The organism is Pseudomonas sp. BT76 TE3572, from assembly GCF_050435365.1.
GTDB classification, from domain to species: Bacteria; Pseudomonadota; Gammaproteobacteria; order Pseudomonadales; family Pseudomonadaceae; genus Aquipseudomonas; species Aquipseudomonas fluorescens_W.
Map to the genome: position 1 here is coordinate 4,599,210 of NZ_JBNDKE010000001.1, position 20,171 is coordinate 4,619,380.

The window sequence follows — 20,171 nt, forward strand, 5'->3', positions numbered from 1 at the left end:
GCTCCCATAGGGTTTTGGGTGGTGTCAGATGAGCTCGCCGCACAGGTCGAGTTCTACAAGGCGCCGCACTTCAGCGGTGTCGAGCCCGGCACCCAGCAAGCCGTGCAACTTGCCGAACGCGGCTTCACGGGTCATGCCGCCACCCGAAAGCACGCCTGCACCACGCAACCGACTGCCAGCCTCGTAAACATCCAGCTCGACGCCACCTTCATGGCATTGCGTAACCGCGACCACCACAACACCCTTGTCCCGCGCCCGTTCCAGGCTGGCGAGAAACTCTGGATTGTCGCTCGGTCCGGTGCCGCTGCCGTAGCACTCCAACACCAAGCCCTGAATGCCGCTGTCGAGCAGGCCGTCGAGTATCTCGGCGCCGATGCCAGGGAACAGCGGCAGCACAGCGACTTTCACCAATTGCTTGGGCTGGTTGTAGGTCAGCGATGCCGGTATTGAAGACGCCTTCGCACCACCACCCTGACGCTCAAGACGCTTGAACGGATGGCGACCGAAACTGCGCACCTTCGCGCAACGGGTCGGGTCCAGCAGTTCGCCGTGGAAGTACAGATGAACACCTGGCGCAAGGCCGTGACCCAGGGCAGCCAGCGCGCCACTGAGATTTTCCCAGGCATCGCTGTCGGCCACGCCGGCCGGCAGCATGGAACCGGTGAACACCACTCGGGCATGCAGGCCGAGCAGCTGAAAGCTCATGGCCGCAGCGCTGTAGGCGAGGGTGTCGGTGCCGTGCAGGATCAGCACGCTGTCGCAGCCCTGGACATCGACGGCGTCGACCACCGCTTCACGCAGTTGCTGCCAGTAATCAGGGGTCATGTTGGCGCTGTCGATCAGCGGCGACATCTCGCGAAAGCGCCACTGCGGCACGACAAGGTCAGGCTGGCTGTGCAGATAGTCGCGCATCCGTGCTTCGAAACCGGACGCCGGGGCCAGGCCGTGGGCGCTGGCTTGCATACCGATGGTGCCACCGGTGTAAAGCACCATGACGTGCTGGGCGGCAGGGTAGGTCGAGGAATTCATGGAGATGCTCCGAGAACAATGAGTTCCCCTGTGGGAGCGGGCTTGCTCGCGAATGCGATTTATCATTCAACATTGATGTCGTCTGACACACCGCTTTCGCGAGCAAGCCCGCTCCCACATGGGATTTCGCACTTTAACCGATCAGCGTTGCGCTGCGGGTACGCCTTGCGGCTCAACTGTGGCCTTGGGCGCAGCAGCCGGCGGATTGGCTGGCCAGGCTTTCAAGTCCAGGTCCAGGTCCGGGAATTTGCTCGAATCGAACACGGGCGTCTTGATGCCGGCCGCGCGCTGGTCATCGTAGTCACGCAGGATGCGCATGCCGACTTTGAACAGCAGGAACAGCGCGATCAGGTTCACGAACGCGAGCAGGGTCATGGTGATGTCGGCGAAGGCGAACACCGTACCGAGGTTCTCGATCGCACCCCAGAAGATCAACACCAGTACCAGCGCGCGGTAGCCGATCAGCGCCCAGCGGTTTTCACCGATCAGGAAGCGCAGGTTGCTCTCGCCCAGGTAGTAGTTGTAGAGGATCGAGGTGAACACGAACAACGACAGGGCCACGGAGATGAAACTCCGGCCCCAGTCACCGACCACGGCGGCCAGGGAGTTCTGGGTCAGGGCAATGCCGTCGCCTTCAAAGCCTGGGGTGTAGAAGCCCGAGAGCAGGATCAGCAGCGCGGTGCAGGTGCAGATCACGAAGGTGTCGAGGAACACGCTGAACGCCTGAACCACACCTTGTGCCACAGGGTGCTCGACCGACGCGACCGCAGCCACGTTTGGCGCACTGCCCAGGCCTGCTTCGTTGGCGAACACGCCACGCTTCACGCCCATGATGATGGCGCTGCCGATCAAGCCGCCGAACGCTTGGTCCAGACCGAAGGCGCTCTTGACGATGGTCATCAGCATCGCCGGTACGTGGTCGATTTGCAGCACGATCACGTAAATGGTCACGCCGATGTACACCAAGGTCTTCACCGGTACCAACAGGTCAGCGACCTTGGCGATGCGCTTGATGCCACCAATGAACACCAGGCCCAGCAACACTGCCAGGGCCGCGCCGGTGTACTGGGGGTTGAGTTCAAATGCGTTCTGCAGCGAGTGGGTCACGGCGTGGGATTGCAGGCCGTTGAAGGCAAAGCCGAAGGTCACGAGCAGCAGGAACGCCATGATCATGCCCAGCCAGCGTTTCTGCAGGCCGTGCTGGATGTAATAGGACGGGCCGCCACGGTACGTGCCGTCGGAGTCGCAGCGCTTGTAGAGCTGGCCGAGGGAGCACTCGAAGAAGCTGCTGGACATGCCGACCAGCGCGGTCACCCACATCCAGAACACCGCGCCGGGGCCACCCATGGTGACGGCGATGCCGACACCGGCAATGTTACCCGCACCGACGCGACCGGCGAGGCTGAGCATCAGGGCCTGGAACGAGCTGAGTTGACCGGCGCTGCTTTTGAGGCTGTCGCGGAATACCGCAAACATGTGGAAGAAGTGACGCAGTTGTACGAAACGCGAGCGGATCGTGAAGTAACCACCGAGCCCGACAATGAGCACGATCAGTACTTTCTCTGAGAGGAAGCCGTTGATGACTTCGAGCATGGATATTCCTCGCTGTTTTTTGTGTAGGCAAATGCTGGGCGGTCAGAAACATCGCGTTACACCGCTTTGCGCGCGGCAAAACAGGTGAGGCGAAGGTTCGTCCCGATTTCATATTGCGGGTTTGTTATTAGTTCGGGTTTCGCATGGGTTTGGGCCTCGTTACCGACGACCGCTCACGCGAAGAGGGGCGGCACTATACCTATGAGTGTGCCGTCCGTCTGCACGGTTGTGGTGCAAGCGACGATTCTAAGGCTTTGAAACACCTGACTTTTTGGAGTCAGGCTTTTGTAGGAGTGAGACCGGCTTGCCGGCGATGCAGACACTGCGGTATTTCAGTTACACCGCGTAATCGTTCATCGCGAGCGGGCTCACTCCTACAGAAGACGGTTGGGGTGTCCGAGAGTTAAAAAAAAGGGCTTGGGGAATAAATCCCCAAGCCCTCAAAAGGTGAGAGGTGTCTAGTCCCTCGACCTGGTGAGCGGTGCTACAAGTAACGCGTCGATTCAGGCTTTAAGCGGCACCAGACGCGGAGCAATCATGTTTTCCGGGCGCAGGATGTCGGCGAGCATTTCGTCGTCGAGCAAGCCTTCTTCGCGCACCAGTTCCAGCACGCCGCGGCCGCTTTCGAGGGCGATACGGGCGATGCGGGTAGCGTTTTCATAGCCGATGTACGGGTTCAGCGCGGTGACCAGACCGATCGAGTGCTCGACCAGTTCACGGCAACGCTCTTCGTTGGCGGTGATGCCGACGATGCAGTGCTCGCGCAGCATGTCCATGGCGCGTTGCAGCAGGCGGATCGAGTCGAAGATCTTGAACGCGATCAGCGGCTCCATCACGTTCAGTTGCAGCTGGCCGCCTTCGGCCGCGATGGTCAGGGCCAGGTCGTTGCCGATGATCTGGAACGCCACCTGGTTAACCGCTTCCGGGATAACCGGGTTGACCTTGCCGGGCATGATCGAGCTGCCTGGCTGACGCGCCGGCAGGTTGATTTCGTTGATGCCGGTGCGTGGGCCGCTGGACAGCAGGCGCAGGTCGTTGCAGATCTTCGACAACTTGACCGCGGTGCGCTTGAGCATGCCGGAGAACAGCACGAAGGCGCCCATGTCGGAGGTGGCTTCGATCAGGTCGGCGGCCGGAACCAGCGGTTGACCGCTGATCAGCGCCAGACGCTCAACGGCCAGGTGCTGGTAACGCGGGTCGGCGTTGATGCCGGTGCCGATCGCGGTGCCACCCAGGTTCACTTCGGTCAGCAGTTCAGGCGCCAGTGTTTTCAGGCGCGCCAGGTCTTCGCTCAATGTGGTGGCGAAGGCGCGGAATTCTTGACCCAGGGTCATCGGCACGGCGTCTTGCAGCTGGGTACGGCCCATCTTCAGGACGTGGCTGAACTCAACACCCTTGGCAGCGAACGCCTGGATCAGGCTGTCGAGGCTGGCCAATAGCGCGTCGTGACCCAGCAGCAGACCCAGACGGATCGCGGTCGGGTAGGCGTCGTTGGTCGACTGCGCCATGTTCACGTCGTTGTTCGGGTGCAGGTATTGGTATTCGCCCTTCTGGTGACCCATGGCCTCCAGCGCGATGTTGGCGATGACTTCGTTGGCATTCATGTTGGTTGAAGTGCCAGCGCCGCCTTGAATCATGTCCACCACGAACTCTTCGTGGAAATCGCCGCGGATCAAACGTGCACAGGCTTCGCTGATGGCAGCGTGCTTGGCTTCGCTCAGGTGACCCAGTTCGCGGTTGGCGTCAGCGGCGGCCTGTTTGACCATGGCCAGCCCGACAACCAGCTTCGGGTAATGCGAAATCGGAACGCCGGAGAGACGGAAGTTGTTCACCGCTCGCAGGGTCTGGATGCCGTAATACGCTTGAGCAGGTACTTCGAGTACGCCAAGCAGGTCTTTTTCTGTGCGGAAAGATGCAGCGGAAGACATGATAGAAATCATCTCGATATGGACCCGGGCTGTGCCGGAACACTGCAAATGCTAGGCTTGTGGAGAATTTTGGGCCAATGCTGTTAAACACTAGCCTATGCACATTCGGCATAATGCCCGTGTGACGCCGTGTCTGCGGCGAGCGTGTGACCTAAATTGGTGCGTGTCCGGGAGGGCGTGATGAACCTTGAAAGTAAATGGCTTGAGGACTTTAGTGCTCTGGCCGCCACCCGCAGCTTCTCCCAGGCTGCCGAACGACGCTTCGTGACTCAGCCAGCGTTCAGTCGACGAATCCGCAGCCTTGAAGCCGCGCTGGGGCTGACCCTGGTCAATCGCTCGCGCACGCCGATCGAGCTGACAGCGGCGGGGCAGTTGTTTCTGGTCACCGCGCGAACGGTGGTCGAGCAGCTTGGTGAAGTGTTGCGTCACCTTCATCACCTGGAAGGCGGGCAGGGCGAGGTGATGCAGGTCGCCGCTGCTCACTCCTTGGCATTGGGCTTTTTCCCGCGCTGGATCGCACAGTTGCGCAACGAAGGCCTGAACATCGCGACGCGGCTGGTGGCAACCAACGTCGGTGATGCGGTGCATGCCTTGCGCGAAGGCGGTTGCGATCTGATGCTCGCGTTCTACGACCCGGATGCCGCGATGCAGATGGACCCGGAAATCTTCCCGTCGTTGCACCTTGGCGACACCGAAATGCTCCCGGTCTGCGCGGCGGACGCCGAGGGCAAGCCGCTGTTCGATCTGGAAGGCGAAGGCAGTGTGCCGTTGCTCGCTTACAGCGCCGGTGCGTTTCTTGGGCGTTCGGTGAATATGCTGCTGCGCCAACGTGCGCTGCGCTTCACCACCATCTACGAGACGGCCATGGCCGACAGCCTTAAAAGCATGGCGCTGGAAGGATTGGGCATTGCCTGGGTACCGCGGCTCAGCGTGCGCGCCGAACTGGCTCGAGGTGAGCTGGTGGTTTGCGGCGGCCCGCAATGGCATGTGCCGCTGGAGATTCGCCTGTACCGCTGCGCGCTGGTGCGCAAGGCGAATGTGCGGTTGCTGTGGCGCAAACTTGAGGGCGGCGCCGCACAAGGTACAACCGGTTCCTGATACCTGTGAATATCCAATGTGAGAGCGGGCTTGCTCGCGAATGCGGTGTGTCAGTCGACATCAATGTTGGCTGACACACCGCATTCGCGAGCAAGCCCGCTCCCACAGGGGGATTTGTGGTGTATTCCGTTGACCTTCGAGTCAATAAAACCGGCACTTTGCGTCTAATGACAGATGGTCGCTATGGGGGCTGTTTATCTGCTTCATTGAGGTATACTGCGCGGCCTTCGGCCGGTTCGTCCGGCCATAATTCGTACAATCAAGCCACGCAATTTGCGTGGCTTGTTGTTTTTTGACGCGCCTGCGGGCGCCCAGAGAGAAGAGGCACGACGATGAGTGCACTGGTTGGCGTGATCATGGGCTCCAAGTCCGATTGGTCCACCCTTAGCCACACCGCCGATATGCTGGAAAAGCTCGGCATTCCTTACGAGGTAAAAGTGGTCTCTGCCCACCGCACCCCGGACCTGCTCTTCCAGTACGCCGAAGAGGCTGAGGCGCGTGGCATCGAGGTGATTATCGCCGGTGCCGGCGGCGCGGCCCACTTGCCAGGCATGTGTGCGGCCAAGACCCACCTGCCTGTACTGGGCGTGCCGGTGCAGTCGTCGATGCTCTCGGGCGTCGATTCGCTGCTGTCTATCGTGCAGATGCCCGCGGGCATTCCGGTCGCCACCCTGGCCATCGGCAAGGCCGGCGCGATCAACGCAGCGCTGCTCTCGGCGAGTATCCTCGGCGCCAAGCACCCGCAGTTCCACGCGGTGCTGAAAAAATTCCGTGCTGAGCAGACAGACAGCGTCCTGGAAAATCCAGACCCACGCATCGCCTGAGGTTGTTGACGATGAAGATCGGTGTAATCGGTGGCGGCCAGTTGGGTCGCATGTTGGCGCTGGCGGGCACTCCGCTGGGCATGAACTTCGCTTTCCTGGACCCCGCGCCGGATGCTTGCGCAGCCGCGTTGGGCGAACACCTGCGGGCCGATTACGGCGATCAGGATCACCTGCGTCAGCTGGCCGATGAAGTCGATCTGGTGACGTTCGAGTTCGAAAGCGTCCCGGCTGAAACCGTGGCCTTCCTGTCGCAATTCGTCCCGGTCTACCCGAGCGCCGAAGCCCTGCGCATCGCCCGTGATCGCTGGTTCGAGAAGAGCATGTTCAAGGATCTGGGGATTCCCACCCCGGCGTTCGCCGACATTCAATCGCAAGCCGATCTGGACGCTGCCGTGGCTTCCATCGGTCTGCCGGCCGTGCTGAAAACCCGCACCCTGGGTTACGACGGCAAGGGCCAGAAAGTCCTGCGCAAGCCTGAAGATGTGGTCGGTACGTTCGCCGAACTCGGCAGCGTAGCGTGCCTGCTGGAAGGCTTCGTGCCGTTCACCGGTGAAGTCTCGTTGATCGCCGTGCGCGCTCGCGATGGCGAAACCAGGTTCTATCCGCTGGTTCACAACACCCACGACAGCGGCATCCTCAAACTGTCTGTGGCCAGCACCGACCACCCGCTGCAAGCCTTGGCGGAAGACTATTCCAGCCGTGTGCTCAAGCAGCTGAATTATGTCGGCGTGATGGCGTTCGAGTTCTTTGAAGTCGACGGTGGCCTCAAGGCCAACGAGATCGCCCCGCGTGTGCATAACTCGGGTCACTGGACCACTGAAGGTGCCGAGTGCAGCCAGTTCGAAAACCACCTGCGGGCCGTTGCCGGTCTGCCGCTAGGTTCGACGGCCAAGGTCGGTGAGAGCGCGATGCTCAACTTCATCGGTAAAGTGCCGGAGACCGAGAAAGTCCTGGCCATTGCTGATTGCCATCTGCATCACTATGGCAAGGCGTTCAAGGTCGGCCGTAAGGTCGGTCACGCCAACCTGCGCTGCGCCGACAAGGCCACGCTAGAGCAGCAGATCCTCAAGGTCGAAGCGCTTATCGCCGAATAGTTTCATGTGACAGCGGCGGAACCATTCAGGGGCCGCCGTTCTCTCATGGCAGGATGCAAAAGTCTGACTAGGCTTCTGCATAGCCAAACCAATCAGAGGGAAATGTCATGGGAATTATCGGAACCATCTTTATCGGCTTGATCGTCGGCCTGCTGGCTCGGTTCCTGAAACCGGGCGATGACAGCATGGGCTGGATCATGACCATCCTGCTCGGTATCGGCGGTTCGCTGGCGGCCACTTATGGCGGTCAGGCCCTGGGCTTCTATCAGGCCGGCCAAGGCGCAGGCTTCCTTGGTGCGCTGGTGGGCGCCGTGATCTTGCTGGTGATCTACGGCTTGATCAAAAAGAACTGATCCAAAGCGACAAAGCCCCCTCTGCGCCGCACGCAGAGCGGGCTAGAATGCCCGGCGTTGCACCGTCCTCTCCTTTGCCGAGCACCTCCATGCGCCGTCTTTTACTGACTTTCCTTTTATTGGGCTCGGGCCTCGCCCATGCCGGCGAACTGCCGGAAACCGACTGGCTCGAACTGATGCCCAAGTCGGACCAGAAAGCCCTCGAGGCCATGCCTGAAATCGACCACAACTCCCCCGAAGCCAATGGCACCTTTACCAAAAAGGGTGGCATGAAGCAGAGCAAGGGCTTGCCGGCGGTGATGTATTCGACCAAAACCGTGCCGTCGATGAACGACAAGAACATCCGCATCGGTGGTTATCCGGTGCCGCTGGAATCCGACGCCCAGGGCCGCAGCACGCTGTTCTTCCTCGTGCCGTATCCGGGCGCCTGCATCCACGTGCCGCCGCCGCCACCTAATCAATTGGTGTTGGTGCGTTATCCGAAAGGTTTGAAGCTGAATGACATCTATACACCGCTGTGGGTGACCGGCACGCTGAAGGTCGAGAAGGTCAACAACGACCTGGCTGATGCAGCGTATGCGCTGGATGCGGCGAAGGTGCGGGTGGTGAAGGAATCGGATTTGTAGCGTTTGATAGATCCATTCGCGGGCAAGCCTCGCTCCTACAGGTCCGTGTGTTCGTAGGAGCGAGGCTTGCCCGCGAAGCTTCTAAAGAGATTTGCTGGCGATGCTGACGCCGAGGGTATGACTCGCACCCGGCGCCAGCGTCACCACATCATCCATCACATTCGCCGTTTCAATGCACAACATGCGCTGCCAGCCATCGTCGGCCATGTCACTGAACGCCGCAGCGCGTTCAATCCACGGATTCCAGATCACCGCCGAGCGTGAACCGCTGCTGGTCAGCTCGATGCGCCGTTCCCAGGCCGGATCGACAATGCTCAGCTTCGCCGGGGTATTGAGATAGATACGATCGGTCTCGCCGGAAAAACGCAGATCGCCGGTCTGAGTGACGGTTTTCCAGTCGTCCAGGGTTTCGATGTAACTCAAACCATCCAGCCCTTCGACATGCACTTCGCGTACATCGCTGACCGCGAAATAGCTGTGCAGCGCCTGGCTGATGGTGACGTTGTCAGCGCCCTGGTTATGGCTGGTCAGGCTGATATGCAGTTGCTCATCCAGACGAATGCTCAGCTTTAAATCCACTTGATGCGGCCAGCCTGGCAAGCCGCCTTCGGGGTAAGGCAGAACAAACTCCACCTTCAGGCTTTCGCCCTCGGTTTCAATGCCGCCCAGTTCCCAGTCCATCGCCCTGACCAGCCCGTGGGCGGTGGGCGCTTCGTTGCTGACGCGCATAGCCTGAACGCTCTGCGGGTTGCGCGGCAGATTGCCGAACCACGGCCAGCACACCGGAACCCCGGCGCGGATGCTCTTGCCAGCCTTGAACACGGCCTCGTCGTTGAGCCAGATCAGCGGCGGTTGCCCGGCCACTTGATAACTGAGGATGTGCGCACCCTGCTGGGCAACCAGCAGTTCGGCCTGACCGTGGCGGATGCGCCAGCAGTTCAGTTCATCCAGTTTCACGGCTTCAACGTTGGGCGTGCTCATGGGGCAACTCTCGATCAGGAACAATGACTGCAATGGACCACAGAAAGGTCGCAGTGTTTAACGCGCTCTAGGCGGAACCGAACGGGTGCGACCGCTGCCGTCGATGGCGACGAACACAAACACGGCTTCAGTCACTTTACGCCATTCACTGGACAGCGGATCGTCACTCCAGACTTCGACCATCATCTGAATCGAACTGCGGCCGATTTCCAGCGCCTGAGTATAGAAGGAGAGCTGAGCGCCCACCGCTACCGGAACCAGAAACGCCATGCGGTCGATCGCAACCGTAGCCACGCGGCCACCCGCGACTTTGCTGGCCATTGCGGTGCCGGCCAAATCCATCTGCGACACCAGCCAACCGCCGAAAATATCGCCAAAACCGTTGGTTTCGCGAGGGAGAGCGGTAATTTGCAGGGCAAGGTCGCCTTGCGGGATTGGATCTTCTTGTTCGAGCTCTATCATGCCGGGGGTGCCTCTGACCCGTGACTCTTATAAGTACTTCAGGTGAATAGCCGTCTCAAAGAAAAACGATTCAGCCCCGAACATACTACGTTCGTCACGTTTTTCGTAAGGCGCCTAAAGGGAAACTCTGCGAAATCGGCTGACGGGTGCCAACGACGTTTTCGCACAGCAACCCCTTACAAGCAGATGCAGGATTGCGAGTATATCGATCGGTAGACTCCGAGACGACCGTCCGGTTCTCATTTCGACCGTCAAATACGCACCTCTATGTGCTTTTTCGAACAATTTGCTATCGTGCCGGACCTGCCCAAGCCTCAGCCAGCGTTGTTGGGGTTGCAGATCCGACTATAAGAGAAGCCTTGCCATGACCACAGCGCCTTCGAGCATCGCGCAGCCAACCCAGTCCGCACGTCCGCTGACTCGCAACGACTACAAGACGTTATCGCTGTCTGCCTTGGGCGGCGCGCTGGAGTTTTACGATTTCATCATCTTCGTGTTCTTCGCCACGGTGGTCGGCAAGCTGTTCTTCCCGGCCGACATGCCCGAGTGGCTGCGTTTGATGCAGACCTTCGGGATCTTTGCCGCTGGCTACCTGGCGCGACCATTGGGCGGCATTGTCATGGCGCACTTCGGCGATTTGCTGGGACGCAAGAAGATGTTCACCCTGAGCATTTTCATGATGGCGGTGCCGACCCTGATCATGGGTTTGCTGCCGACTTATGCGCAGATCGGCATGTGGGCACCCATCCTGTTGCTGCTGATGCGGGTGATTCAAGGCGCCGCGATTGGCGGTGAAGTGCCGGGCGCATGGGTATTCGTTTCCGAACACGTGCCGCAGCGGCACATCGGCTACGCCTGCGGCACCCTGACCTGCGGCCTGACGGCCGGTATCCTGCTGGGCTCGCTGGTCGCCACCGCGATCAACAGCATTTATACCCCGGTCGAAGTTTCGGATTACGCCTGGCGGATCCCGTTCCTGCTGGGTGGTGTGTTTGGCCTGTTCTCGGTTTACCTGCGCCGCTGGTTGCACGAGACCCCGGTGTTCGCCGAGCTGCAACTGCGCAAGGCCCTGGCAGAAGAAGTGCCGCTGCGCGCCGTGTTGCGCGACCATCGCGGGGCGATCCTGATTTCCATGCTGCTGACCTGGCTGCTGTCCGCCGGCATCATCGTGATCATCCTCATGACCCCGACTGTGCTGCAGACCGTCTACCACTTCACGCCGACCACCGCGTTGCAGGCCAACAGCCTGGCGATCGTGTTTCTGAGCCTGGGCTGCGTCGCCTCAGGTGCACTGGCTGACCGCTTCGGCGCTGGCCGGGTGTTTGTATTTGGCAGTGCTGCGTTGCTGATCAGTTCGTGGACCTTCTACCACAGCCTGTTCAACCACCCTGATTGGCTGTTCCCGATGTACGCCTTGACCGGCTTGCTGGTCGGCACCATCGGTGCGGTGCCGTATGTGATGGTCAAAGCCTTCCCGGCGGTGGTGCGCTTCAGCGGGCTGTCGTTCTCCTACAACCTGGCTTACGCCATCTTCGGCGGCCTGACTCCGATGGTTGTCACCTTGCTGCTCAAGGAAAGCCCGATGGGGCCTGCCTACTACGTGGCGATCATTTGCGGTGTCGGGGTTCTGGTGGGTGCGTACCTTTGGAAGAAAGGCCGCTAGGCCGACTGACGCCTTCGCGGGCAAGCCTCGCTCCTACAGGTCGGTGTGATCCGTAGGAGCGAGCGGTGCGGCGATCCGACTTGCCCGCGAAGAACGATGACGCGAATTATCCTGCAAAAGATCGAATGCTGGCCTTTCATCTAATTGTCATATTTCAGCCATAGAGTGTTCACACGGCCTGCTGATACTTGGCCCCGACTTAACACACCTATCTGCTAGGAGTAAGGCATGAAACTGAAGCGTTTGATGGCGGCAATGACTTTTGTCGCTGCTGGCGTTGCGACTGCCAACGCGGTTGCCGCTGTTGACCCTGCTATCCCGAGCTACACCAAGATCACTGGTGTGTCGGGCAACCTGTCCAGCGTCGGCTCCGATACCCTGGCCAACCTCATGACCCTGTGGGCTGAGAACTACAAAAAAGAATACCCGAACGTAAACATCCAGATTCAGGCTGCCGGTTCGTCTACCGCGCCACCTGCGCTCACCGAAGGCACCGCTAACCTGGGCCCGATGAGCCGCAAGATGAAGGACACCGAGCTGCAAGCCTTCGAAACCAAATACGGCTACAAGCCAACCGCTATCCCGGTTGCCGTGGATGCCTTGGCTGTCTTCGTCCACAAAGACAACCCGATCCAGCACCTGACCATGGAACAAGTCGACGCGATCTTCTCGTCCACTCGTCTGTGCGGCGCTAAAACCGACGTGAAAACCTGGGGCGACCTGGGCGTGACCGGTGACCTGGCCAACAAGCCGGTTCAGCTGTTCGGTCGTAACTCGGTATCCGGCACCTACGGCTACTTCAAAGAAGAAGCCCTGTGCAAAGGCGACTACAAGCCAAACGTCAACGAACAACCAGGCTCGGCTTCGGTCGTGCAGTCGATCAGCTCCTCGCTGAACGGCGTTGGTTACTCGGGCATCGGCTACAAAACCGCTAGCGTGAAGACTGTGGCCCTGGCCAAGAAAGGCACCACTGAATTCATCGAAGACACCGAAGAAAACGCCCTGAACGGCAAGTACCCGCTGTCGCGTTTCCTCTACGTTTACGTCAACAAAGCCCCGAACAAGCCTCTGGCTCCGCTGGAAGCTGAGTTCGTGAAACTGGTTCTGTCCAAACAGGGCCAGGAAGTTGTGGTGAAAGACGGTTACATCCCACTGCCGGCCAAAGTTGCTGCAAAAGCACTGGCTGACCTGGGTCTGCAGGAAGGTGGCGCTGAAGTCGCAAAAAAGTAAAACCTTGAGTCCGGGGTAATCCTCGGGCTCCTGTAGGAGCGGGTCCGCCCGCTTCTACACCCCCAAATTTTCAGTCCGCTGCCAGTTCCCACAGGCGGCGGATTTGTTGCGTCACTGCATTGTCATCTTTCTGTCATACAGGATCGCTAGGGTGTGCGAATGAATGATCTGGCCAATTCCACCATGACTACAAATCCCCCCAAGCGAATTGACTTCAATACGCCTGAGCTGCAACGCAAGCGCCGCATCCGCGCGCTCAAAGATCGCCTGACCCGCTGGTACGTCCTCGTGGGCGGCCTCGCCGTTCTCGGCGCGATCACGCTGATCTTTTTCTTCCTTGCTTACGTTGTCGCACCCCTGTTTCAGGGCGCCGACCTGACCGCCAAGGACGCCATCACGCCCGCCTGGATGCAAGACGCCGGCAAGCCGTTGATGATCTCCCTGGAAGAACAGAACCAGGTCGCCATGCGGGTTTCCGACAAGGGCCAGGCCCTGTTCTTCGATATCGACAGCGGCGCTGAACTCAAGCGTGTCGATCTGTCGATTCCGGCCGGCACTACCGTGACCTCCATCGGCGAAGACCAGCCAGGCCATCCATTGGTGGCGGTGGGCTTGTCCAACGGCCAGGCCCTGGTGTTCCGTCACACTTATAAAGTCAGCTACCCGGAAGGCAAGAAGACCATCTCGCCGGCCATCGAATACCCATACGGCGAAACGCCGATTGCGTTGAACGAAGCGGGCGGTGCGCTGGAACACATCAGCCTGAACGCTACCGACACCACTCTGATGCTGGTGGGTTCCACCGGTGCGCAACTCAATGTTTTGTCGCTGACCAGCGAAGAAAACATGATGACCGGCGAAATCACCAACGAGCAGAAGCGCATCGATCTGCCGCAGATGACCGAGCCGGTGAAAAACATCTTTGTCGACCCGCGTCAGCAATGGCTGTACGTGATTAACGGTCGCGCCCAGGCCGACGTGTTCAGCCTGCGTGACAAGAGCCTCAACGGTCGTTACAAACTGCTGGATGACGGCGAAGCGCAAATCACCGCCAGTACTCAACTGGTGGGCGGTATCTCGCTGATCCTCGGTGATTCCAAGGGTGGTCTGGCCCAGTGGTTCATGGCCCGCGACCACGATGGCGAACTGCGTCTGAAGCAGATTCGTAACTTCCAGATGGGTACTGCGCCGATCGTTGAAATCACCGCTGAAGAACGTCGCAAAGGCTTCATCGCCCTCGATGCGTCCGGCAAGCTCGGCGTGTTCCACAGCACCGCCCACCGCACCTTACTGGTGGATCAGGTGGTCGATGGCCAAGGCATCTTTGGCATGTCGCCACGGGCCAACCGCGTGATCGTGGAGGCGGGTGGCAAGATTCAACCGCTGCTGCTCGACAACCCGCACCCAGAGGTTTCCTGGAGCGCGTTGTGGAGCAAGGTCTGGTACGAAAACTACGACGAGCCTAAATACGTCTGGCAATCGACTGCCGCCAACACCGACTTCGAACCCAAGCTGAGCTTGTCTCCGCTGACCTTCGGTACCTTGAAAGCCGCGTTCTACGCCATGCTGCTGGCCGCTCCACTGGCCGTCGCCGCAGCAATCTACACCGCGTACTTCATGGCCCCGGGCATGCGCCGCAAGGTCAAACCGGTGATCGAACTGATGGAAGCGATGCCGACGGTAATTCTCGGCTTCTTCGCCGGCCTATTCCTCGCACCGTATGTGGAAGGACATTTGCCGGGCATCTTCAGCCTGCTGATGCTCTTGCCGATCGGCATTCTGGTGGCCGGTTTCGTCTTCAGTCGCCTGCCTGAGTCCATCCGCCTGAAAGTGCCGGACGGTTGGGAAAGCGCGATCCTGATTCCGGTGATCCTGTTTGTGGGCTGGCTCTCGCTGTACATGAGCCCGTACATGGAAACCTGGTTCTTCGGCGGCGACATGCGCATGTGGATCTCCCACGACCTGGGCATCACCTACGACCAGCGCAACGCACTGGTGGTCGGTCTGGCCATGGGCTTTGCGGTGATCCCGAACATCTACTCCATCGCCGAAGACGCCGTGTTCAGCGTGCCTCGCGGTTTGACCCTCGGTTCCCTGGCCCTCGGTGCCACGCCGTGGCAGACCATGACGCGGGTGGTGATCCTCACCGCCAGCCCGGGCATCTTCTCGGCACTGATGATCGGCATGGGCCGTGCGGTCGGTGAAACGATGATCGTGCTGATGGCCACCGGTAACACCCCGGTCATGGAAATGAACCTGTTCGAAGGCCTGCGCACCCTGGCGGCCAACGTTGCGGTGGAAATGCCCGAATCGGAAGTCGGCGGCAGCCACTACCGCGTGCTGTTCCTCTCGGCGCTGGTGCTGTTGCTGTTCACCTTCGTCATGAACACCCTCGCGGAACTGATTCGTCAGCGTCTGCGCAAGAAATACTCGTCGCTTTAAGAAAGGTAGAAGTCTGTGAAACAGAACTCCCTGAAAGGATGGTTCAAGAGCGGCGCCCCCGGCGTCTGGATCAGCGGTGGCGCGGTGTCCATCGCGGTCATCATGACTATTGGCCTGCTGGCAGTGATTGCCGTGCGCGGCCTGGGTCACTTCTGGCCGGCAGACCTGATCCACGCCAGCTACGACGTGCCGGGCCAGGCCAACCACCTCGTCATCGGCGAAGTGGTGCAGAAAGAAGAAGTGCCACGCGAGCGTCTGAAAAGCGCTGGCCTGCCGGTGCCCGATCAGGGGCCGGAGTTTATGACTCGCGAGCTGATCAAGGTCGGCAACCGTGACCTGAACGGCAACGACTTCACCTGGATCGTCGGCGAGTGGCTGACTAACCAGAAGACCCCGCCTGAGTTGATGGCCATCGAGCGTCGTGAGTGGGGCAACTTCTACGGCTATCTGGTCAACGTCAAACAGGACGGCAAGATCATCGCTGAAGGCGAAGCCGCATGGCCTGAGTTGCAGGCCCGAGTGGCCCGCGTCAACCAGCTCGCGGCGCAGCTCAAGAGCCTGGAAAAAACCGACATCGGCTCGATCAACGCCGGTCTGGAGCGCGTCCGTCTGCATGGTCGCAAACTGGAACTGTCCGGCCAGCTCGATGCCACTGCGCAAGCCGACATGGAGTCTGAGCGCGCCGAGCTGAACGCGCGTTATCAGGACATCGAAGCCCGCCTCAACGACCTGCACGCCCAGTTCAACCGCGACAGCCTGACGGCCCGCGACGCGAACGGCAAAGAGATCGAAATCGGCATTGGCAAAGTGGTTCACGCCTATCAGCCGAACGGCATGAGCACCTTCACCAAGATTGGTTTCTACTTCAGCAAGGTCTGGGAGTTCTTGAGCGACGACCCGCGTGAAGCGAACACCGAAGGCGGGATCTTCCCGGCGATTTTCGGCACCGTGATGATGACGTTGATCATGGCGATGATCGTGACCCCGTTCGGCGTACTGGCAGCGGTTTACCTGCGTGAATATGCGAAACAGAACACCATGACGCGCTTGATCCGCATCGCGGTGAACAACCTGGCGGGTGTTCCGGCGATCGTTTACGGCGTGTTCGGTCTGGGCTTCTTCGTCTATGTACTGGGCGGTTCGGTCGACCGGTTGTTCTTCCCTGAAGCCTTGCCGGCGCCGACCTTCGGCACACCGGGTCTGCTCTGGGCGTCCCTGACCCTGGCGCTGCTGGCGGTGCCGGTGGTGATCGTGGCCACCGAAGAAGGCCTGGCGCGGATTCCTCGCACCGTGCGCGAAGGCTCGTTGGCCCTCGGCGCAACCAAGGCTGAAACCTTGTGGAAGATCGTACTGCCGATGGCCAGCCCGGCGATGATGACCGGCATGATCCTCGCCGTGGCTCGCGCCGCCGGTGAAGTGGCGCCGCTGATGCTGGTGGGTGTGGTGAAACTGGCGCCGTCGCTGCCGGTGGATGGCAACTACCCGTACTTGCACCTCGACCAGAAGATCATGCACTTGGGCTTCCACATCTATGACGTCGGCTTCCAGAGCCCGAACGTAGAGGCCGCGCGGCCGCTGGTGTACGCCACGGCGCTGCTGCTGGTGCTGGTGATCGCCACGCTCAACCTGTCGGCCGTCTATATCCGTAACCACCTGCGCGAGAAGTACAAAGCGCTCGACAGCTAATACAAGTCCTGTGGGAGCTGGCTTGTCGGACCGCCGCATCGCAGCGATGGCATCACCGCGGTGTTACTGAAACACCGCATCGCCTGCATCGCTGGCAAGCCAGCTCCCACAGGGACCGCGATAGATACAGAATTTGAGTAACCCGCTGGCTCCGCCGCGGTTAAATGAACCGAATTTGTTAGCACAGGGAGCCTCCCATGCAGCACGAAGCACATACCCACGGCATCAACATGTCTGCCCTGGGCCGCGACAAACAGAGCCTGAGCCTTGAACAGGAAACCGTCGCGATTGAAGTGCCGGGCCTGAGCCTGTTCTACGGCGACAAACAAGCGCTGTACGACGTCAGCATGAACATCCCGAAACAGCGCGTGACCGCCTTCATCGGCCCGTCCGGCTGCGGCAAGTCCACACTGCTGCGCACCTTCAACCGCATGAACGACCTGGTGGATGGCTGCCGTGTCGAAGGCGAGATCAACCTCTACGGCAACAACATCTACCGTAAGGGCGAAGACGTCGCCGAGTTGCGTCGTCGCGTGGGCATGGTGTTCCAGAAGCCCAACCCGTTCCCGAAAACCATCTACGAGAACGTGGTCTACGGCCTGCGCATTCAGGGCATCAACAAGAAGCGCATTCTCGACGAAGCCGTCGAGTGGGCGTTGAAAGGCGCGGCGCTGTGGGATGAAGTCAAAGACCGTCTGCATGAATCGGCACTCGGCCTGTCCGGTGGTCAGCAACAACGTCTGGTGATCGCTCGCACCATCGCCGTGGAGCCGGAAGTGCTGCTGCTCGACGAACCGTGCTCGGCACTCGACCCGATCTCCACGCTGAAAGTCGAAGAGCTGATCTACGAACTGAAATCGAAGTTCACCATCGTCATCGTGACCCACAACATGCAACAGGCCGCGCGGGTTTCCGATTACACGGCGTTCATGTACATGGGCAAACTGGTGGAATTCGGCGACACCGACACCCTGTTCACCAATCCGGCGAAGAAGCAGACCGAAGACTACATCACTGGTCGCTACGGCTAGGAAGCTGTTGTTGCTCACTGAACTGACGCTGCGGTCCACCGCACCTTACCGGACGCTCCAAGGACGCCAACATGATTAGTAAAGAAGGCCTTACCCATCACATCTCCGCGCAGTTCAACGCTGAGCTCGAGGAAGTGCGCAGCCACCTCCTGGCCATGGGCGGTCTGGTGGAAAAGCAGGTCAACGACGCGGTGACCGCGCTGATCGAGGCCGACTCCGGCCTGGCCCAGCAGGTTCGCGAGATCGACGACCAGATCAACCAGATGGAACGCAACATCGACGAAGAATGCCTGCGCATTCTGGCCCGTCGTCAGCCGGCGGCGTCGGACTTGCGTTTGATCATCAGCATCTCCAAGTCGGTCATCGACCTGGAGCGCATCGGTGACGAAGCGACCAAGATTGCCCGTCGCGCCATCCAGTTGTGCGAAGAAGGCGAAGCCCCACGGGGTTACGTCGAGGTTCGCCACATCGGCGACCAGGTCCGCAACATGGTTCGCGATGCCCTGGACGCTTTTGCCCGCTTCGACGCCGACCTGGCGTTGTCGGTGGCCCAGTACGACAAGATCATTGACCGCGAATACAAAACCGCGTTGCGTGAGCTCGCCACCTACATGATGGAAGACCCGCGCTCTATCTCGCGGGTCTTGAGCATCATTTGGGTGCTGCGTTCGCTGGAACGGATCGGCGACCACGCGCGCAATATCTCGGAGTTGGTGATTTACCTGGTGCGCGGCACCGACGTGCGGCACCTGGGCCTCAAGCGCATGAAAGAAGAAGTTGAAGGCACAAGTGGTGAAACCGCTAATGTTCCGGGCAAAGCTGACGATAAGTAAGATTGCCTGAGAAAAGCGCCCGGCCTTTTGGCCGGGCGTTTTTGTTTGTGGTTTATGAATTCGAAAGCAGCACCCGCGAACGAAAAGTCCCGGCGTGACTGAAGGTTTTTGGCAATGTGCCATCAGCAAAACGGTATGCTTGCCGGGATTTTTTAAAGGGGTGATGGATGAGTAAGGTCAGTGTGTTGGTCGTGGACGATGCGTCGTTCATTCGTGACCTGGTGAAGAAGTGCTTGCGCAACTACTTCCCGGGCATCCGGATCGAAGACGCGGTCAACGGCAAGAAGGCTCAGGCCTTACTGGCACGGGAAGCGTTCGACCTGGTCCTGTGCGACTGGGAAATGCCGGAAATGTCCGGCCTGGAACTGCTGACCTGGTGCCGCGAGCAGGACAACCTCAAGACCATGCCGTTCGTGATGGTGACCAGCCGGGGCGATAAAGAGAACGTCGTCCAGGCGATCCAGGCCGGGGTTTCCGGTTACGTCAGCAAGCCATTCACCAACGAACAACTGCTGACTAAGGTCAAGCAGGCCCTGAACAAGGTCGGCAAGCTCGACACCTTGATGAACAGCGCGCCGACCAAAATGAACTCGGCGTTCGGCAACGATTCCCTGAGCGCATTGACCGGCGGCAAGGCTGCCGTGGCCGCACCCGCCGCAGCGCCGGTCAACCCGTTCGCCAAACCTGTCGCCGCCGCGCCGGCCCCGGCGGCTGCTCCGTCTCGTGGTCTGCTCAACAGCCCGCCGATCAAGCCTTCAGCGTCCTCCGCAGCGCCAACGGGCGGTCGTGGCCAGGGCCAACTGCGCCTGCCGAACGGCATTCAGCAATGTGTGATCAAGGCCTTGAGCCTCAAGGAAGCCTTGCTGGTAGTGAAACGCACCGACACCCTGCCACAAGTGCTCGACAGCGCCGTACTCGACCTGGAGCAGGGCGATAACGCCGAAACCGCCCGTCTGAACGGCTACCTGCACGCCATCGTCGCCCACGAGCAGAAACCCGACAGCGAGTGGTTGCAACTGACCTTCCGCTTTGTCGACCAGGACGCGCAGAAGCTCGACTACATCTCCCGACTGATAGCACGTGGTACGGCGCAGAAGCATTTCGTACCCGGCGCGTAATCCCTACCGCTGATCGGCTGATCGTTCCCACGCTCTGCGTGGGCATGCCGCCAGGGACGCTCTGCGTCCCATCTGCAGAGGCATTCCTTTGCTGCGCGGGGGAGCTATCACCTCGTTGTTTTGAAACATCTGCCGACTACCCGGGTCCATTGCAGCTGCTAGGCTCCTACCCAGGCCTTA

The 20,171-nt window shown here is 60.1% G+C and carries 17 protein-coding genes; 12 read left to right on the forward strand and 5 right to left on the reverse strand.

Annotated elements, in window-relative coordinates; all coding sequences use genetic code 11:
• Nucleotides 1–24: 24 nt before the first annotated feature.
• The 3 genes from ABH912_RS20820 to aspA form a co-directional block, all read right to left on the reverse strand.
• Nucleotides 25–1,029 (reverse strand): asparaginase, encoded by a 1,005-nt coding sequence (locus ABH912_RS20820; protein ID WP_429511540.1) that lies wholly within the window; start codon nucleotides 1,027–1,029, stop codon nucleotides 25–27.
• Between the two features lie 141 nt (nucleotides 1,030–1,170).
• Nucleotides 1,171–2,622: an alanine/glycine:cation symporter family protein gene (locus ABH912_RS20825; RefSeq protein ID WP_429511541.1), complete on the reverse strand. Its 1,452-nt coding sequence runs from the start codon at nucleotides 2,620–2,622 to the stop codon at nucleotides 1,171–1,173.
• A gap of 503 nt (nucleotides 2,623–3,125) precedes the next feature.
• Entirely contained in the window at nucleotides 3,126–4,550 is a 1,425-nt protein-coding gene (gene aspA, locus ABH912_RS20830) for an aspartate ammonia-lyase (protein WP_033059267.1), read from the reverse strand.
• Between the two features lie 180 nt (nucleotides 4,551–4,730).
• On the opposite strand from aspA, the gene ABH912_RS20835 reads away from it, so the two are divergent.
• From ABH912_RS20835 to ABH912_RS20855, 5 genes are all read left to right on the forward strand, one after another.
• Nucleotides 4,731–5,648 (forward strand): LysR substrate-binding domain-containing protein, encoded by a 918-nt coding sequence (locus tag ABH912_RS20835; protein ID WP_046053897.1) that lies wholly within the window; start codon nucleotides 4,731–4,733, stop codon nucleotides 5,646–5,648.
• A gap of 332 nt (nucleotides 5,649–5,980) precedes the next feature.
• Nucleotides 5,981–6,472 (forward strand): 5-(carboxyamino)imidazole ribonucleotide mutase, encoded by a 492-nt coding sequence (purE, locus tag ABH912_RS20840; protein ID WP_008150032.1) that lies wholly within the window; start codon nucleotides 5,981–5,983, stop codon nucleotides 6,470–6,472.
• An 11-nt stretch (nucleotides 6,473–6,483) separates the two neighbouring features.
• Entirely contained in the window at nucleotides 6,484–7,566 is a 1,083-nt protein-coding gene (locus ABH912_RS20845) for a 5-(carboxyamino)imidazole ribonucleotide synthase (RefSeq protein WP_033059270.1), read from the forward strand.
• 107 nt (nucleotides 7,567–7,673) lie between these two features.
• Complete coding sequence (locus ABH912_RS20850; protein ID WP_033059272.1) at nucleotides 7,674–7,919, forward strand: GlsB/YeaQ/YmgE family stress response membrane protein; 246 nt, start codon at nucleotides 7,674–7,676, stop codon at nucleotides 7,917–7,919.
• 89 nt (nucleotides 7,920–8,008) lie between these two features.
• Nucleotides 8,009–8,545 (forward strand): DUF3299 domain-containing protein, encoded by a 537-nt coding sequence (locus ABH912_RS20855; protein ID WP_033059274.1) that lies wholly within the window; start codon nucleotides 8,009–8,011, stop codon nucleotides 8,543–8,545.
• Nucleotides 8,546–8,626: 81 nt separating this feature from the next.
• Here the strand turns inward: ABH912_RS20855 and ABH912_RS20860 are convergent, their stop codons facing one another.
• On the reverse strand, nucleotides 8,627–9,526 hold the full coding sequence (locus ABH912_RS20860; RefSeq protein ID WP_429511542.1) for a D-hexose-6-phosphate mutarotase: 900 nt from the start codon (nucleotides 9,524–9,526) through the stop codon (nucleotides 8,627–8,629).
• 57 nt (nucleotides 9,527–9,583) lie between these two features.
• Nucleotides 9,584–9,988, reverse strand: a complete 405-nt coding sequence (locus ABH912_RS20865; protein WP_003177184.1) for an acyl-CoA thioesterase — start codon at nucleotides 9,986–9,988, stop codon at nucleotides 9,584–9,586.
• A 364-nt stretch (nucleotides 9,989–10,352) separates the two neighbouring features.
• Between ABH912_RS20865 and ABH912_RS20870 the strand changes: the two genes are divergently transcribed.
• The 7 genes from ABH912_RS20870 (at nucleotide 10,353) to ABH912_RS20900 (ending at nucleotide 19,991) form a co-directional block, all read left to right on the forward strand.
• On the forward strand, nucleotides 10,353–11,651 hold the full coding sequence (locus ABH912_RS20870) for an MFS transporter (RefSeq protein ID WP_429511543.1): 1,299 nt from the start codon (nucleotides 10,353–10,355) through the stop codon (nucleotides 11,649–11,651).
• A gap of 228 nt (nucleotides 11,652–11,879) precedes the next feature.
• Nucleotides 11,880–12,881 carry a phosphate ABC transporter substrate-binding protein PstS family protein gene (locus ABH912_RS20875; RefSeq protein ID WP_033059279.1) on the forward strand — a complete coding sequence of 334 codons (1,002 nt, stop codon included), beginning with the start codon at nucleotides 11,880–11,882 and terminating at the stop codon, nucleotides 12,879–12,881.
• Nucleotides 12,882–13,040: 159 nt separating this feature from the next.
• Complete coding sequence (locus tag ABH912_RS20880; RefSeq protein ID WP_033059281.1) at nucleotides 13,041–15,323, forward strand: ABC transporter permease subunit; 2,283 nt, start codon at nucleotides 13,041–13,043, stop codon at nucleotides 15,321–15,323.
• 15 nt (nucleotides 15,324–15,338) lie between these two features.
• Entirely contained in the window at nucleotides 15,339–17,009 is a 1,671-nt protein-coding gene (gene pstA, locus ABH912_RS20885) for a phosphate ABC transporter permease PstA (protein ID WP_429511544.1), read from the forward strand.
• 197 nt (nucleotides 17,010–17,206) lie between these two features.
• Nucleotides 17,207–18,040 (forward strand): phosphate ABC transporter ATP-binding protein PstB, encoded by an 834-nt coding sequence (pstB, locus tag ABH912_RS20890; protein ID WP_033059285.1) that lies wholly within the window; start codon nucleotides 17,207–17,209, stop codon nucleotides 18,038–18,040.
• A 71-nt stretch (nucleotides 18,041–18,111) separates the two neighbouring features.
• Entirely contained in the window at nucleotides 18,112–18,873 is a 762-nt protein-coding gene (gene phoU / locus ABH912_RS20895) for a phosphate signaling complex protein PhoU (RefSeq protein WP_008150055.1), read from the forward strand.
• A 167-nt stretch (nucleotides 18,874–19,040) separates the two neighbouring features.
• Nucleotides 19,041–19,991 (forward strand): response regulator, encoded by a 951-nt coding sequence (locus ABH912_RS20900; RefSeq protein WP_429511545.1) that lies wholly within the window; start codon nucleotides 19,041–19,043, stop codon nucleotides 19,989–19,991.
• Nucleotides 19,992–20,171: the final 180 nt, after the last annotated feature.